11 protein-coding genes are annotated in these 15,969 nt (G+C 59.6%); 7 read left to right on the top strand and 4 right to left on the bottom strand.

Annotation, left to right across the window (positions count from 1 at the left end):
- Positions 1-1,555 precede the first annotated feature (1,555 nt).
- A complete protein-coding gene (locus tag AC244_RS13785) occupies positions 1,556-1,738 on the top strand; it encodes a hypothetical protein (protein ID WP_234716927.1) in 183 nt (60 codons plus the stop codon).
- A gap of 229 nt (positions 1,739-1,967) precedes the next feature.
- On the opposite strand, the gene repC is transcribed toward AC244_RS13785, so the two are convergent.
- From repC to repA, 3 genes are all read right to left on the bottom strand, one after another.
- Complete coding sequence (gene repC, locus AC244_RS13780; RefSeq protein ID WP_053249403.1) at positions 1,968-3,185, bottom strand: plasmid replication protein RepC; 1,218 nt, start codon at positions 3,183-3,185, stop codon at positions 1,968-1,970.
- A 205-nt stretch (positions 3,186-3,390) separates the two neighbouring features.
- The gene (gene repB / locus AC244_RS13775) at positions 3,391-4,407 is read right to left on the bottom strand and encodes a plasmid partitioning protein RepB (RefSeq protein ID WP_053249402.1); all 1,017 of its coding nucleotides are present in this window, start codon (positions 4,405-4,407) and stop codon (positions 3,391-3,393) included.
- 94 nt (positions 4,408-4,501) lie between these two features.
- Positions 4,502-5,710, bottom strand: a complete 1,209-nt coding sequence (gene repA / locus AC244_RS13770; protein WP_053249401.1) for a plasmid partitioning protein RepA — start codon at positions 5,708-5,710, stop codon at positions 4,502-4,504.
- Positions 5,711-6,205: 495 nt separating this feature from the next.
- On the opposite strand from repA, the gene AC244_RS37505 reads away from it, so the two are divergent.
- Entirely contained in the window at positions 6,206-6,376 is a 171-nt protein-coding gene (locus AC244_RS37505; RefSeq protein WP_202596073.1) for a hypothetical protein, read from the top strand.
- Positions 6,377-7,245: 869 nt separating this feature from the next.
- On the opposite strand, the gene AC244_RS13765 is transcribed toward AC244_RS37505, so the two are convergent.
- A complete protein-coding gene (locus AC244_RS13765) occupies positions 7,246-8,175 on the bottom strand; it encodes an AraC family transcriptional regulator (protein ID WP_053249400.1) in 930 nt (309 codons plus the stop codon).
- A 191-nt stretch (positions 8,176-8,366) separates the two neighbouring features.
- On the opposite strand from AC244_RS13765, the gene AC244_RS13760 reads away from it, so the two are divergent.
- The 5 genes from AC244_RS13760 to AC244_RS13740 all read left to right on the top strand — a co-directional run bounded on the left by AC244_RS13760 (position 8,367) and on the right by AC244_RS13740 (position 15,959).
- On the top strand, positions 8,367-9,839 hold the full coding sequence (locus AC244_RS13760; RefSeq protein WP_053249399.1) for an alpha-glucosidase/alpha-galactosidase: 1,473 nt from the start codon (positions 8,367-8,369) through the stop codon (positions 9,837-9,839).
- Between the two features lie 151 nt (positions 9,840-9,990).
- Positions 9,991-12,069 (top strand): ABC transporter substrate-binding protein, encoded by a 2,079-nt coding sequence (locus AC244_RS13755; RefSeq protein WP_152975954.1) that lies wholly within the window; start codon positions 9,991-9,993, stop codon positions 12,067-12,069.
- A gap of 77 nt (positions 12,070-12,146) precedes the next feature.
- Complete coding sequence (locus AC244_RS13750; RefSeq protein WP_053249397.1) at positions 12,147-13,160, top strand: ABC transporter permease; 1,014 nt, start codon at positions 12,147-12,149, stop codon at positions 13,158-13,160.
- The gene (locus AC244_RS13745; protein WP_053249396.1) at positions 13,157-14,278 is read left to right on the top strand and encodes an ABC transporter permease; all 1,122 of its coding nucleotides are present in this window, start codon (positions 13,157-13,159) and stop codon (positions 14,276-14,278) included. The genes AC244_RS13750 and AC244_RS13745 overlap by 4 nt, the downstream gene beginning before the upstream one ends.
- 10 nt (positions 14,279-14,288) lie before the next feature.
- The gene (locus AC244_RS13740; protein WP_053249395.1) at positions 14,289-15,959 is read left to right on the top strand and encodes an ABC transporter ATP-binding protein; all 1,671 of its coding nucleotides are present in this window, start codon (positions 14,289-14,291) and stop codon (positions 15,957-15,959) included.
- Positions 15,960-15,969: the final 10 nt, after the last annotated feature.

Below are 15,969 nucleotides of genomic sequence, written 5' to 3'. Positions count from 1 at the left end.
ACGCATTGGCGTCCGGTAGATCGGCCGGCCATGCTGAAATCAACATTGCCATTTCCATGCCCGCATTTAATCGCGGCTGCACACGGTGGCCACTTGCCGAAACTGTAGCGCGCGATATCGGTCCAGGATGCGCTTGAGGGCAAAGCTGCCGACCAATGAATTCATGATCATTGACGGATAACCCTTGGTCGATCGGTGCCATTTTCATAGACTTCAAGCGGCGAGTCAGAGCGCACTTTTCAACCCCCTGGTATCCGGGCGAGGCCAGGTATCTCTGGCCGGCCATCGCCGAAATTCTATCGCACAAGCATCGTCACAATTCCGCGAGCAAAAGGATACGTTGCCCATCTCGGCGAATCTCTCGCGACACTTTTCCTGTTGCTTTCTGTCATCGTCTGCACCTTCTGTGTTTCCTGCAGTTCTAACCCAGGTGGCTTCGGCGGCCCACGAGTGTAACAACGCCAACGAGCGTCAGGTTGCCTCGGGCTTTGCGGCGATGTCGCGGTGGAAGGCTGCCCCACGCCACCAACGGGCTAAATAGTGCAAGTGCCAACGAGATCGGTAAGTACTTTCAGCCCGGTCGTCGTATCCACGCGGAAATCGACACATGGTGAAACCATGACGGCATCGATCGGCAAGAGATCTTCCGGCGCGACACCGCTGGTGTGACGATGATCATCGGACTGTGCAGCGACCGATTTCCTTCACACAAAGCTCGGCGGTAGTTACTTAGATCGACAGACCGCGAGCGGACCTAGTGCACCAAGTCCTGTTCAAAGCGCCGCAGATCCGGCGCGACGGGCGATCCTTGAGCGGCTATGCCGCGACAGCGATCAGACGGTTGGCACACTGACGACTCACGCCGGGACCTTCCAACTGGCGTTTCAAACATATCGGGTTCGTGAAGCGAAGCACCCATGTCTCCTTCAATTGCGTCAAGGTGCCGTTCGTCCGCGGCTCGAGCCCAAAGCCGATCCCGCCCGGCCGGTGGAAGCAGATGGATGTACGCATCTCGACGTTCGCGAAAGCGGCCGATCCGGTGATCGCCGGTTGAGTAAAGCCAACCAGCCAATTGCCTGGCGAACGAATGTGACACGGACGAGCCGTACAATCTTGTCAGTTGTTGGGAACCGTCGGCACAGGGCAACTTGTTTATAAATGCGCGCCGCGCAAGTAACAGACGCCCGCGAGTTCGCAACCCGTCAGCCATTTGGGATGACGGGTCACGGCGCCTCCAGCCGGAACACCGGCTTCCGCATAGCGCAACGCGACGCGCGGATTTTCGGATCTGCTTTTGAACGGCCAGGACGCGGAATTGCCTGTGTAAACACATTTCCGCTTCGCCTCTTTGGATGACGCCCGAAATAGCTAAGAACAGAGCGCGAACAATCCTGACATCCAGTCCTCATGCTACCTGCGGTCTCAGGTGATCCGCCGGTCCTGGTGCTAGAATGTCACCAGTCGCAAATTCCAAGAACCTGTCCCTCGGCTCCGCCCGTTTCCCGGGAACCAGCTGCACCCTTTCCCCGTTCCGGTCGTGCAAATGGAGGTCGCTATGATGGATGATAGAAACTATCTGAAGCCCGAACGTCACCCCTCCGCCGGCCTGCCCATTGGCATATTACTCATCTCGGTCTTGGCGCTTTCGGCCTATCTGCTTGCCGGAAGCGAGCTTGCTGGCAACAAGCCCTCAACTCCGACAGTCTATCTGCCGATGATGTCGCAGCCATCGCACTAACGGCATTCCCTACCGCGGCGAAAATGGAGGAGGGGAGGTCAGGTGCTGTAGTGACGACAACCGATCGCCGTACCGCGACCGGTCTGCCAACCTTGCGGAAAGACGGCCGGCCCCCTGGTGCGGCAACCCCCTGTGGAGGCGATGGCTTCGCTGTTTCCGACACTCACCAAGTGCAGCTCTCAAAGGGAAGCTTCGAGCCGAAAACAGCTGTGCCCATCCGCACGGCGGCTCACGACGCGTAAGCCAGATTGGATGTCGGCGCCCCGCGAAGCAGTGCCATCAGCATCGGCCCAATCGAGAACTCTCCGCGACGTGCCCGGTTCGTCAGATCTCTGAGATAGCCGCCGGCCGAATTGATGTGACCTGATCGCTCGTAGATGCAGGCCACCACAGATGCTGCCGTTGCCGGGCCCATTACCTCGCACGCCTCCTCATAGGCCGACGGGCTGACCGCAAGCATCGAGCGGACCGTCACGGCCGCCATCATGAGGTCGCGCCAACTCGAAACTTCGCCGTTTGGCCCGAACGGTTTGATCTCCGGGCAGGCCCGCAAGACCATCTCCAACGGGAATGGCTGCAAGCCCTTCGGCTTTGCTCCAGTCTCTGCACCCGGCTTTTCGCCCTGCTCTTTTTCAGAGCTAGGTTCAAGTTCATTAAAGGATTCGGATTCTGTATTCTGTATGTGCTGCTCAAATAGAACAGCATTGCCAGTCATATTTCCGGAAAGTTCGTTATCATCCAGCATGTTGACGACTTCTTCGTGCAAAAGCGTCAATTCGTCGGCGATGGCGGCTAAGTCCTTGAGGCTCGGCGAGCGTGGAATTCGTGCGACGAGCGCGACAAATATGTCTTCGACATGAGCCCAATCGCCGGCGGCCCTCTCTTCGATCGCCGCGGTAATCAGCTTGCGAATGTCTCGGCGGCACAAGGAGACACGCTCCTTGGCGATCAGAAACCGTCGGCGTTCGGCCGCAACTTCCTGCGCCATTCCTGCCAGTTCTTCCGAGCGGGCCAACAGCGGCGCGAGGTCGAAGCCATAGGCCTGTTCGATGCCGCCCTCGCCGTCTTTGCGTGCGTATCTCTTGCCGTTCGGGCTGTCCTTGCGCGAAACCAGGCCCGCATTGACCAATGTAGCGAGGCTGCGGCGAAGCGTGCTGCCGCCGATGCCGTTGGCACGGTGGGTCAGCTGCGCGTTCGACGGAAACACGATGAGGTCCTTACCCTCGGCCAATTCGCTTTGCGGATAGAACGACAGCAGTGCGTTCAGCACAGCCAGAGCACGGTCCTGGACACCAAGAAGCGTCCTTGCCCCGCATACGTCGCGAAGGACCTTCCACTTGTCCACGGTCTTTCCGGCTTTGATGCCGGACGATCTGATCTGTCCCTTCACCAGGGCAAGCGACATCGGCCGCCGCCCGAATGGCGTCGTTACGGATAACCTGTCCATTTCAGCCTTACCTTTTTTCAGGCAAAGAACTAACGGTCACCGAAACGGTGCCAAATCTCTTGAGAGAGTCTTGACTGTGAATCCCGGAAGTGCGAATCTCGAAATCGCCAAATGACGAGAAAGGGCCTTCGGAGACGGTGTTTCGGGGGCCTTTTTTCTTTCGCCGGTGCTGCTCCTCTAAATTTTCAGTCTTCAGTACGGCGCCTTATTCGGCGCTGCTCTGCTTTTCCGTCAGCGCAGCCTCGTAAGCTTCAAACAGCTCGGGCAATTTCGCCGTCAGATAATCTGCAAATCCGTCATTGCGATCGCGCCGGATCGACAGGCGCCATTGCTTGTCGGTCGTGGCCACCTTTCCGATTTCGGCGCCTGATCCGGTGGTAACGACCTCAGGCGCAAGCTGAGCGGCCGGCCCCTCTTCTGATTTGGTGGCCGCCGTAAACGCAACCATAAAGCGGTCGTCCGTTTCCCGTGTCGCAAAGCCGGGCTTCGTTGCAACAGCCAGGGCACGCTTCAATGCCGCCTCGTTGCCGATCGCATCGACGAGCGACTGCCAGCGGCCGCGACCAATCTTCGGCGCACGCCCGATCGCGTCAACAAGTTCACCTGGCAGCGCGCGCGCAACAGCGACAAGCTTGGAAACTTCAGCCCGGTCGACGGAAAGTGCCGACTGGATCAGCGCTCGGGCAAATCCTGCATCCTCCAAACGCCCCGCAAAAACCGCACGTTCGATGAAGCTAAGGTCTTCGCGGGCAGAGTTCTCCACCCCTTGCGCAACGACCAGATCTTCATCGGTCAGCGTGCGCACATAGGCCCTAACGGGGATATTGAGTGCACGAGCGGCGCGAATGCGGCGATGCCCGTAGGCGCTCTGGTAGCGGCCGGTAACCGAAGGGTGCTCACGGACGAGGACGGGAATTTCCTGCCCCCTTTCCCGGATCGAGGTCTTCAACGCCTCGAAACTGACTGCGTCCTGCTCGCTGAAGCGGTCAGCAAGAGGCGAGGGATCGATCAGAGAAGGGTCGATCTCCACGGCGATCTGGCCCGAAGCAAGCTTCGCGCGAAGAACTTCATACTCCTTCTCGACGTCGGAGAAGGTGTCCTTGAGTGAGCGCACTGCGCCGGAACTCACGCGTGGCAGCGACGGCCGCTTGACGTCATTGTCAACGGCGTGCTCGCTCTGCCCGGCAAACATCGAGCGAATGGACTGGGTGCGCTTGCTCAATGGAAGGACCTCCTCGATAGGGGCGAGGTGTTGTCTGCAGACAACGCATCCCGCCCAAGGGGAATGAATTCTAGCAAGGGGAAGACGCAATCACTCATCGCTGCCATACCTGCGAAATCAGGTCGATCACCTCGGTGTTGACCGAATTGACGGATTCCATGGCGCGATCATAGACGGACCGCCCGACGGCACCTTTCGACAATTCGAACAGCGACTGCTTGGTGAGGCCGGCATTTGCAATCGCCGTCGACTTCCAGGCCGTGGCCTTGAGGACATCGCTGCCGAAGAGGTCGCGCAACAGTCCGACGATCTCCTGTTCGGGCACGTCGCGCGGGTCATGTCTGGTCACGACGAACTTCATGAAGTCATAGTTCAGGTGCGCGCCGGCGTCCTCGATGACAGCGATCAGATCGGCGGTCATCAATAGGAACTGGCTCATCGAGGCGACATCAACCATCTGCGGGTGGATCGTCACCAGCATGCCGGTTGCCGCATTGAGAGCGCCCATGGTCAGGAAGCCGAGTTGTGGCGGGCAGTCGATGACAACGACATCGTAGTCCGCCTCGACTTCATTGATCGCGGCTGCGACGCGGCGGAAGAACAGATCCTCTGGTCCGGAGCGCTTGCCCATGGCGCGCGGGGTTTCGTGCTCAAACTCCATGAGCTCGAGATTGCCCGGGACCAGGTCGATGCCCTCGAAATAGGTCGAACGGATCACCGAACGCATGCCGACCCGCTCGTCGTCGTACCGGATCGCGCCGTAAAGAGTGGTATTTTCGGCAATGTCGAATTCGGGCTGATAACCGAACATGGCAGACAGGGATGCCTGGGGATCGAGGTCGATCGCCAGAACGCGGTAACCCTGCAGCGCCAGCCCCTGTGCGAGGTAAAGCGACGACGTTGTCTTGGCCGAGCCGCCCTTGAAGTTGGCAACGCTGATGATCTGGAGCTTGTCGCCTTCGCGGCGGCGCGGCCAGAACTTCAGCGCTTCCTTCGGGCGCGCTTCGGCAAGATAGGCGCGAAGCTCGTTGATCTGGCGCAGCGTATAAGAACGGCGACCAGCGGTCCCCAGTTCCGGCATCGGCCCGAGACCGTCCAAGGACAATTGCCGGAGATAACCGTCCGAGACCCCAACGATCTGCGCGACCTCCCCTGAGGTAAACGACCTGAGGGTTTTCATCGCCTTCGGCGGAAAAGCGATCTCACCGACGGCGCGCAACCGGTCCGAAAGCGCAGTCGCCTGACGTGTGATACGCTCGGACGTCGTCTCGTTTTCAAACTGGGGATTCGCGGTTTTTAACATCGTGAGCTCTTCAAAACGGTTTCTTCGCGTCTGACGCATTGTTTCCGTCTGGAAGTAGAGACACGATTCTATGTCAGCCGACAAGCCGCTTTAGGGAAAACAAGAACTTAAAGGTTGTAGTCAAAGCGGCGCCCCGCCAGTTTCTCTTCATTGCCTTTCGTATATTTATCAGCATGTTGACGCTACATTGGCGTCAACATTCCTTTCGGCGATCGCTTGCTTTGGCCAGCCCACTCACGTGCCGTTGTCAACCGTTTCTTGCGCCGGCCGACACCGACAACAAGGCGAAACGGCAGAATCGCCGTTCCTTTTACGATTCGATCAATTGATTCGAACGAGACCAACTGAGAGGCCGATCGGTGAGCCTGACCACGAGGTCGTCACCACGCCGCTCGCACGTCTTTTGCCGGATGATGGCGGGTCCATCTGATCTGGTAGTTGCGTCCACCGAACCAAACGCTATCGTTCGAACGCGATTCGTCGCCTGGAGGATCTATGCGTCAGCAGACAAAGCCGTTCATCGTTGAGATCAAGCCGTCCCGCAAGGCGAAGGCCGATACACAAAAGACATCGATCTGGGGGAAGTTGGATTTGAAACTCGAACCTGATCTGCAAGCAGAGCCCGTTCTGGCTGAGGAGCCAGTCGCCGCGACCGGTCGGTCCTAAGCGATCGAACGCGCGCGTGCCGATTGCAGACTGGCTCAGGCTCGCGAGCCGGATCGCCACGCCGGTGCAAGCGGAACAGGCGGGCCCGGCCATATCTCGGATAGCAGAGCGACAGGGCCATTGGCGCACGCGGCAGCCGCATGGGACCGGCGTGATCAACGTCCGCCAGTTCAATGCTTAGCCTGCCGGAAGTCGAATCGGACGCCGAAATCATAGATCGCGCGGCGGCATTGTTTGCCGACATGGTTTTGCGCATACGTCGCTTCAGCAGATCGCTGAAGCCGTTGGCTACTCGAAGCTGGGCTTCATCATCTCCCGAACAGACAAGCCCGTTACGATGCAGCTATTCGCACCCTGCGCGACAGACAGGGCGGCTTTCGGATGGAGCGGGCGAACAATTGGGATTTCCACGCTGCGCGGCCGCGTCGATTGAGGGGATCGACCAAAAATCCGGGCAAAAAAATGGGCCTGCGGAAAACCGCGGCCCATGAAGTGTGAAGGTCATAAAACCTCCAGAGGGGAACAGCTGCTGCGGCGGCACTGGGAGGAGAAGCCGCCATGTGCATCAGCTATGTGCGTTATGATCGTTTTTTGATCATTTGGAAAACATTTATTGTGCAATGCAGCTATGCGCAGGCTGCGTTGCTTCTCCGTTTTCAAGAGGAACGAAGGCTTGGTGCAAAGCGCTGCCTTCGCTGGCCAACACGCAAGCTGCATGCGGTTAACCGACGTATCGGATCACCGAACCGGTGCGGGGAGGTAACCCATAAGCGATTGCCGGCGCGACAATTTCGCGGGTAATTTGATAAGGCTCGTCACTGGACAATAAAACGAGGTTGTGACGTGAAACGCGCTGACCGCAACCGCAGCTATTCATTTTCCGCACGAGAGAGGTTTGCCGCTTCCTGGCTCTTGGCAGCGACACTCGAATACATGCCCGTCGTGCGGAACTCCGTGGGACTTGCGCCAAAATAGCGACGGAACACTTTGGCGAAATAGTTCGGGTCTTCGAAACCGGACATGATCGACACTTCCTTGACCGAGAGATGCGCCGCCTTTGTGAGCAGCTTCGTTGCTCGCTGTAATCTCTTGCGCAGCACGAACTCCGCGGGCGGCATGCCCTCACTGGCGGCAAAGACGCGCGAGAAATGTGCTCGGCTGAGCCCCGAGACTTCGGCCAACGTTTCGACGGGAAGGGGATGCTCAAGGTTTGTCATGATGTGCTGGATGACATGCTGCATCGTCCGGTATTCCTGGCTGAATACGGGATGGGCGCCAAAGACGTCATCATAGAGCGCCATTGCCGCCTCGTAGGCGATAGCCGATGCGCTGCCCGGCGCTTCGCCGCCGCCTGAAATCAGCCGCAGGCTGCAGTCGGCCAGGTGCTCGATCGTCTCGGGCTTCAGGTTCAGGATGGGACCGGTTGTCGAAAGAATGGCCTTGTGGATCCGCAGCGCCTCTTCGCCGTTCATGGAGATCCAGAAAAACTCCCAACGACCATTCTGCTCGAGCCAGTAGCGATGGTTATGCGGCACCAGGAGGAGCAGCGTCTCGCCCTCGCGCACACGGTGGTTGCGCGCTTCGTAGCGCAGGTTCCCGGCGCCCGAGATCGTATATTGCAGTACCGTGAACGGCGTCTGGCCACGCTTGCGACCATCCCAATCGTAACTCGCATCCGTGCGGATCTCATAGCCCGTACTCGTCGGCATGGTGTGCAGGCTATGACGCCCACGCGGTAGCGAAACCGTCTTCATGGCGGGGCCATTCTCGATCAAGCGTTTCAGCATAGAATTACCCATGAAAGCACAATACCTCTCTGGCGACACCAAGCATTATACGCATAATGCCTCTCAACAACGCAAGATGGCCGGTTCTGAACGATCGGGGAGAAGAAATCTGGGAGGGAAAATGCGCTTCGGCGCAACCTTCTCGGCGCAGCAATTTTACCCAATCGCCTTCACGCGGCCGAACGAACAGCGACGAGGACAGCATGAGCAACTTCAAGATTGCCATCATTGGCGCCGGCAGCGTCGGTTTCACCAAGAAGCTCTTTACCGATATTCTTTGCGTTCCGGAGTTCCACGACGTCGAATTCGCGCTGACTGACTTGAGCGCGCACAATCTCGACATGATCAAATCGATCCTCGACAAAGTTATCGAGGCGAACAACTTGCCGACCAAGGTCACGGCAACGACCGACCGTCGCGAGGCAATCGCAGGGGCACGCTACATCATCAGCTGCGTACGGGTCGGCGGGCTCAGCGCCTATGCCGACGATATCCAGATCCCGCTGAAATACGGCGTTGACCAGTGCGTCGGCGATACGATCTGCGCCGGCGGCATTCTCTACGGCCAGCGCAATATTCCGGTCATCCTGGATTTCTGCAAAGATATCCGCGAACTGGCCGAACCGGGCGCGAAATTCCTCAACTACGCCAACCCGATGGCGATGAACACCTGGGCGGCGATCGAGTACGGCAAGGTCGATGCAATCGGGCTTTGCCATGGTGTTCAGCACGGCGGCGAGCAGATCGCCGAGATCCTTGGCGCCAAGGACGGCGAACTCGACTTCATCTGCTCCGGCATCAACCACCAGACCTGGTTTGTCGACGTCAGGCTGCGCGGCCGCAAGATCGGCAAGGACGAACTTATTGCCGCTTTCGAAGCGCACCCGGTTTTTTCCAGCCAAGAAAAGCTGCGCATCGATGTGCTCAAGCGGTTCGGCGTCTATTCGACCGAAAGCAATGGGCACCTGTCGGAGTACCTGCCGTGGTATCGCAAACGGCCCGAAGAGGTGACCCGCTGGATCGACATGTCAGACTGGATCCATGGTGAGACCGGCGGTTATCTGCGTCACTCGACCGAGACACGCAACTGGTTTGAGACCGAGTTCCCGCAATTCCTCGAAGCCGCCGCCAACCCGATCGATCCGGCCCGCCGCTCCAACGAGCACGCCAGCCATATCCTCGAGGCGCTGGAGACCGGGCGCGTCTACCGCGGCCACTTCAATGTGAAGAACAACGGCGTGATCACCAACCTGCCGTCGGATGCGATCATTGAATCGCCCGGTTTCGTCGATCGCTTCGGCATCAACATGGTCGCGGGCATCACGCTTCCCGAAGCGTGTGCGGCCACCTGCATCTCATCGATCAACGTCCAGCGCATGTCGGTCCATGCGGCTATCTCCGGCGACATCGACCTTCTGAAGCTTGCAGTCCTGCACGATCCCCTGGTCGGTGCCGTCTGCACGCCCGAAGAGGTTTGGCAAATGGTCGACGAGATGGTCGTCGCCCAGGCGCAGTGGCTTCCCCAATACGCTGACGCCTTGCCTGCCGCCCGCGAGCGTCTGAGCAAGGCAACGGTCAGGACCCGCGAGTGGAGGGGCGTTGCCCGCCGTGAAGTGCGCTCGATCGAGGAACTGCGCGCCGAGAAGGAAGCAACGAAGTTACGCGCGGCCGGCTGACTGGCCGAGGCGAGGGTGGGGGATGCGGCAGCATGGGAGAGCCGCTCCCACGGGTCCCATGCGCGTCTTCGGATAAAGAAAATGCTTGAGGAGCAAGCCGTGCCGTTTCGGCCCGGTATGAAGCATGAGGGAGAGAGAAACAATGAACGCAATGCGCCATTTTAGACTGCGAACCGCCTTGATGCTCGGCGTATCGAGCTTTGCCTTGCAGGCCTGGGCCTCCGAGCCGACTGTTGTGCCCGAACAGCCGCCATTCCCCGCACAGGGCAAGATCACCTACGTGCCGCGCGATTCCATCCTCGAATACAAGGCGCTGCCGGAATATCGCGAGCCTGAGTGGGTCACGGAGAAATTCGTGAAAACCGGCAAGCTGCCGCCGGTGGCCGAGCGCCTGCCAAAGGAACCCCTGGTCTTCAAGACGGGCAACATGCCTGATGGTATCGGCGTCTATGGCGACACAATGCGCCATGTGGTCGGCGGACGCCCGGAAGGCTGGAATTACTCGGCCGGGCAGACGCAAGGCTGGGGTGGCATCGATATCGAAATGTTCGAATGCCTGACCCGTACCGCGCCGCTCTATCAGGTCGAGGCGAAGGATATGGAACCCTTGCCGAACCTTGCCAAAAGCTGGGAGTGGTCGCCCGACGGTCACAAGCTGACCATGCATCTGATCGAGGGCGCAAAATGGTCGGACGGCGTTCCGTTTTCGTCGGAAGACGTCATGTTCTACTGGGAGGACAACGTCGTCGATCCGAACGTATCGCCGCTCAATGGAGCGACGCCGGAAACCTTCGGGGAGGGCACGACGCTGAAGGCCATCGACGCCAACACCGTCGAATGGACCTTCAAGGAAGCGTTCCCGCGCCAGCATCTCTATTCCATGGCCTATGGCACCTTTTGCCCAGGCCCCGCGCATATCCTCAAGACCAAGCACCCCAAATACAACAAGGATATGACCTACGATCAGTACAAGAACGGCTTTCCGCCGGAATACATGAACACGCCGGTTATGGGCGCCTGGGTGCCGGTCGAGTACCGCTCCGACGACATTATCGTGCTACGTCGTAATCCCTACTACTGGAAAGTCGACGAGGCGGGCAACCAGCTGCCTTATCTCAACGAGATGCACTACAAGCTGTCGACCTGGGCCGACCGGGATGTGCAGGCGATCGCCGGATCAGGCGACTTCTCCAACCTCGAACAGCCGGAAAACTTCGTCGAATCCCTGAAGCGCGCCGCATCGGAGACGGCACCCGCGCGCCTTGCCTTCGGCGCTCGCCTGATCGGCTACAATCTCCACATGAACTTTTCCGGCAACGGCTGGGGTGATCCGGATGAGCGCGGGAAGGCCGTGCGCGAGCTCAATCGCAACGCGGATTTCCGCAGGGCCGTGACAATGGCGATTGACCGCAAGAAGCTCGGGGAGTCACTCGTCAAGGGGCCTTTCACCGCGATCTATCCCGGCGGGCTGTCCTCCGGGACCAGCTTTTATGATCGCCAGTCGACGGTCTACTATCCCTTTGATCTCGAAGGCGCCAAGGCGCTGCTCGAAAAGGCCGGCTTGAAGGACACGGACGGCAACGGCTTCGTCAACTACCCCGCCGACAAGCTGGGCGGCAAGGATGTCGAGATCGTGCTTCTCGTCACCTCCGAGTACAATACCGACAAGAACCTCGCCGAAGGCGTGGTCGGCCAGATGGAAAAGCTCGGGCTTCGCATCGTCCTGAACTCGCTGGACGGCAAGCAGCGGGACGCAACCAACTATGCCGGCCGCTTCGACTGGATGGTTCATCGCAACGGAGCCGAATTGTCCTCCGTCGTGCAGAACACACCCCAACTTGCAGCCACCGGCCCCCGCACCAGTTGGCATCACCGCGTGCCTGAGAGCGGTGAGCTTGATCTGATGCCGTTCGAAAAGGAGCTCGTCGATATCGTCAATAAGTTCATCGCTAGCAATGACAATGACGAGCGGGCCGATCTGATGAAGCAATACCAGAAGGTGTCGACCACCAATGTCGATACCGTCGGCCTGACGGAGTATCCGGGCGCGCTGGTCATCAACAAGCGCTTCTCCAACATTCCAAGCGGCGCCCCGATCTTCATGTTCAACTGGGCGGAAGACACGATCATCCGGGAGAGGGTTTTTGTCACTGCCGACAAGCAGGGAGATTACGAATTGTTCCCCGAACAGCTGCCGGGCAAGCCTGGTGAAGGCGGCCCGATCAACTGACCCTCACAGAGTTCGTTCCGGCAGCAGCCGATCGCGGCCGGAACGATCCCTTAAACACACAAGAGAACCTAACAGCCATGTTCCGATTTCTGCTTGTGCGCATCGCATCCGCCATACCGGTGCTCTTCGTGCTGAGCGTCGTCACGTTCGCGATCATCCAGGCGCCGCCGGGCGACTACAGCGACTACATTCGCTCGCAGCTGATCAACCAGGGCGGCGCCTCCTTCGAGGAAGCCGACGCCCAAGCCCAGGCCTACAAGATCGCCAATGGCCTCGATAAGCCGATGCCGGTGCAGTACGTCAATTGGATCACGGGCATCCTGACCCGCGGCGACTTCGGCCATAGCCTGTTCTACAACAAGCCGGTGGCAGAGGTGGTCGGTGAGCGGCTGCCGCGCACGCTGGCTCTGGCGCTGGTATGCCACATCCTCGCATCGATCATCGGTATCACCTTCGGCATCCTGGCTGCCACGCGGCAATATTCATGGATCGACAGCCTGCTGTCGGGCATTTCCTTTCTGGGCATGACGGTGCCGCGTTTCCTGATGGCGCTGATCATCGTCTATGTCCTGGTCTTCCATTTCAACGTCACCGAGATCAACAGTTTCCATTCCGCCCGCTACGGTGGCGCGCCATGGTCCTTCGACAAGTTCGTCGATCTCCTGAAGCATGTCTGGCCGGTGATCGCCATCGCCACCTTCGGCGGGCTCGCCTACAACATGCGCGTGATGCGGGGTAACCTGCTCGACACGCTCAATGCCCAATATGTCGAGACCGCCCGTGCCAAGGGCCTCTCGGAGGGTGCCGTCATCCTGCGCCATGCCGTGCCGAATGCGCTGCATCCGCTGGTCATGTATCAGGGCGTCGTTCTGCCCTACATGCTGACTGGCGAAATCGAGACGGCGATCATCTTCGCGCTGCCGACCGTCGGACCGGCGATCGTCGGCTCCATGTGGGTCGGTGACGTCTATGTCACCGCCACCTTCATGCTGGTGTTGTCGGCGACGCTCATCGTCGGCAACATCATCGCCGACATGCTTCTGGCGATGCTCGACCCCCGGGTGCGTCTTGGTGGAGGTGCCCACGCATGAAAGCCGACGTTCAAGACATCATCGCCGTTGCCGTGCCGGCAGCTCATCACGGCAACGAAACCTATCTGGCGCTCGTCTGGCGCCGTCTCAAGCGCTCCTGGACCGGCATGGCCGGCCTCGTTCTCGTCTGCCTCTTGATGGTCATGACGGTCTTTGCTGAGTTTTTCTCACCCGTCGATCCAAAGCTCACCGGCGTTGCCTTCGCGCCACCGCAGATGGTCAGCATCACCGATGAGGACGGCAAGCTCGTCTGGCCTCGCACTTATCAAGTCGGCGAGGGCACCGAGCTCGATCCGATCACCTTCCAGCCGATCGTCGGGCCGGATTATGCCAATCCGAAGGACCTCGGCTTCTTCGTCAAGGGCTTCAGCTACCGGCTCTTTGGGCTCGTGCCGACCGACCGGCATTTCTTCGGCGCCGTCGATGGGACACCGGTGAATTTCCTCGGCACAGACAAGTTCGGCCGCGATGTGCTGTCGCGCATTTTCCACGGCTCGCGCGTATCCCTGATGATCGCGCTGACGGTGGTCTTCATCGTGACCGTCGTCGGCACCACGATCGGCATGGTGTCGGGTTACTTTGGCGGGCGTTTCGATGCCTGGATGCAGCGTTTCGTCGAACTGGTGCTGGCCTTCCCGCAACTGCCGCTCTACTTGGCGCTGACGTCGCTGATCCCCGTGACGGCACCGACCAACGTCTTCCTTGCCTTCGTCATCTTCGTCATGTCGGCACTTGGTTGGGCGCAGATGTCGCGCGAGGTGCGGGGCAAGACGCTGGCGCTCGCCAGAATAGATTATGTGCGTGCGGCCATGGCGATCGGCGCTACCGATCGCCGGATCATCTTCCAGCACATTTTTCCCAACGTCATGAGCCATGTCATCGTTGCGGTGACGCTGGCGATCCCGAACGTGGTCCTTTTGGAATCGTTCCTCGGATTCCTCGGCTTCGCGGTCAAGCCGCCGTTGATGTCCTGGGGGCTGATGCTGCAGGACACGGCCACCTATTCCGTCATCGGGTCCTATCCCTGGATCCTGTCGCCCGTCGCCTTCGTGCTGATCACCGTCTTTGCGTTCAATGCGCTGGGCGATGGCCTGCGCGACGCCGTCGACCCCTATTGAGGAGGCGCTCATGGCACTCATGGATTTGAACTTACTTGCCCCCGAACAGCGACATGATCACGCCGCCGCCATCGGCTCTCCGATTATCGACGCACGCCATGTGGCGGTAAAGTTCAAGGTCGAAGGCGGCCTGGTCGATGCCGTGAAAGATGTCTCCTTCCAGCTCTATCGCGGCGAGACGATCGCAGTGGTCGGCGAATCCGGTTCGGGAAAATCGGTGACAGCCCGCACCGTTATGGGCTTGCTCACCAAGCGCGCAAGCGTGTCGGAGCGTTCCAGTATCGATTATGACGGCAAGAATGTCCTGAAGCTTTCCGATCGCCAGCGCCGGGCACTGCGCGGAAACCGCATCTCGATGATTTTCCAGGAGCCGATGAGTTCGCTCAACCCAGTCTACACCATCGGCGCACAGATCATCGAAGCAATCCGGGTGCATCAGAAGCTGAGCCGCAAGCAGGCGACTGAGCGGACGCTGGAGCTTTTGCGCCAGGTTCAGATCCCCGATCCGGAAGCGCGTCTCAACCAGTATCCGCACCAGCTGTCGGGCGGCCAGCGGCAGCGCATCATGATCGCCATGGCGCTCGCCAACAATCCCGATGTGTTGATTGCCGACGAGCCGACGACTGCACTCGACGTCACGGTGCAGGCGCAGATCCTCAACCTCATCCGCGATCTGCAGAAGACGCTCGGCATGGCGGTGATCCTGATCACGCATGATCTGACCGTCGTCAGGCAGTTCTCCGACTATGTCTATGTCATGCAGAACGGCGAGGTTAAAGAGCACAACACCACGGCGGCGCTGTTTGGAGACCCGCAGCACCCCTATACGCGCCATCTGCTCAACTCCGAGCCGAAGGGCATCGCCAACCCGATGCCGCCGGATTCGGCTGCCATTCTGGAAGGTCGCTCGGTACGTGTTTCCTTCATGCTGCGGGCGGGCGGTTTCTTCAAGCCGCAGCTCAAGGAGCTGGTTGCGGTTGACAGCCTGAGCCTGAAGCTCCACCGGCACGAGACATTGGGCCTTGTTGGCGAATCCGGCTCGGGCAAGACGACGTTCGGTCAGGCTCTGGTTAAGCTGCTGCGCGCCGAAGGCGGGGAAATCCTGTTCGACGGCGAACCGATCCAGAACAAGACCCGCGACGAAATGCGGCCGTTGCGCTCGCGCATGCAGATCGTCTTTCAGGATCCTTTCTCCTCGCTCAATCCGCGCATGTCGGTCGGCCAGATCATCGAAGAAGGGCTGATCGTCAACAGGCTCGGCGCCACCCGCAACGAGCGGCTGGAGCGGGTCCGCGACGCGCTGAACAGCGCCGGCCTCCCGATCAACATCCTGTCGCGTTTCCCGCACGAGTTTTCAGGCGGCCAGCGCCAGCGCATCGCGATCGCCCGGGCGATCGCGTTGGAGCCCGAGTTCATCTTGCTCGACGAACCGACCTCGGCGCTCGATCTCTCGGTTCAGGCACAGATCATCGAACTGCTGCGCAAGCTGCAGGACGAGAAGGGACTGAGCTACCTCTTCATCTCCCACGATCTCAAGGTCGTGCGCGCACTTTGCCACCGGGTGGTGGTGATGCAGCACGGCAAGATCGTTGAAGAGGGGCCGGTCGAAGACGTTCTTTCAAATCCCAAGACCGCCTACACGGAACGGCTCGTCAGAGCCGCGTTCGAAGTGGCTGCCTAGCAAAAAAGAG

The sequence above is a fragment of the Ensifer adhaerens genome, from assembly GCF_001270265.1.
Taxonomy (GTDB): domain Bacteria; phylum Pseudomonadota; class Alphaproteobacteria; order Rhizobiales; family Rhizobiaceae; genus Ensifer; species Ensifer adhaerens_B.
Note: the sequence above shows the minus strand (reverse complement) of the source record. Positions and strands in the feature narration are given on the sequence as shown.

Bases quoted from the DNA above. Each gene is read 5' to 3' on its own strand.
- AC244_RS13785 (WP_234716927.1), top strand. From the start codon at position 1,556: ATGATGGATGATAGAAACTATCTGAAGCCCGAACGTCACCCCTCCGCC.
- repA (WP_053249401.1), bottom strand. From the start codon at position 5,710: ATGTTAAAAACCGCGAATCCCCAGTTTGAAAACGAGACGACGTCCGAG.
- AC244_RS13760 (WP_053249399.1), top strand. From the start codon at position 8,367: ATGAGCAACTTCAAGATTGCCATCATTGGCGCCGGCAGCGTCGGTTTC.
- AC244_RS37505 (WP_202596073.1), top strand. From the start codon at position 6,206: ATGCGTCAGCAGACAAAGCCGTTCATCGTTGAGATCAAGCCGTCCCGC.
- AC244_RS13740 (WP_053249395.1), top strand. From the start codon at position 14,289: ATGGCACTCATGGATTTGAACTTACTTGCCCCCGAACAGCGACATGAT.
- AC244_RS13745 (WP_053249396.1), top strand. From the start codon at position 13,157: ATGAAAGCCGACGTTCAAGACATCATCGCCGTTGCCGTGCCGGCAGCT.
- repC (WP_053249403.1), bottom strand. From the start codon at position 3,185: ATGGACAGGTTATCCGTAACGACGCCATTCGGGCGGCGGCCGATGTCG.
- AC244_RS13755 (WP_152975954.1), top strand. From the start codon at position 9,991: ATGCGCCATTTTAGACTGCGAACCGCCTTGATGCTCGGCGTATCGAGC.
- AC244_RS13765 (WP_053249400.1), bottom strand. From the start codon at position 8,175: ATGGGTAATTCTATGCTGAAACGCTTGATCGAGAATGGCCCCGCCATG.
- AC244_RS13750 (WP_053249397.1), top strand. From the start codon at position 12,147: ATGTTCCGATTTCTGCTTGTGCGCATCGCATCCGCCATACCGGTGCTC.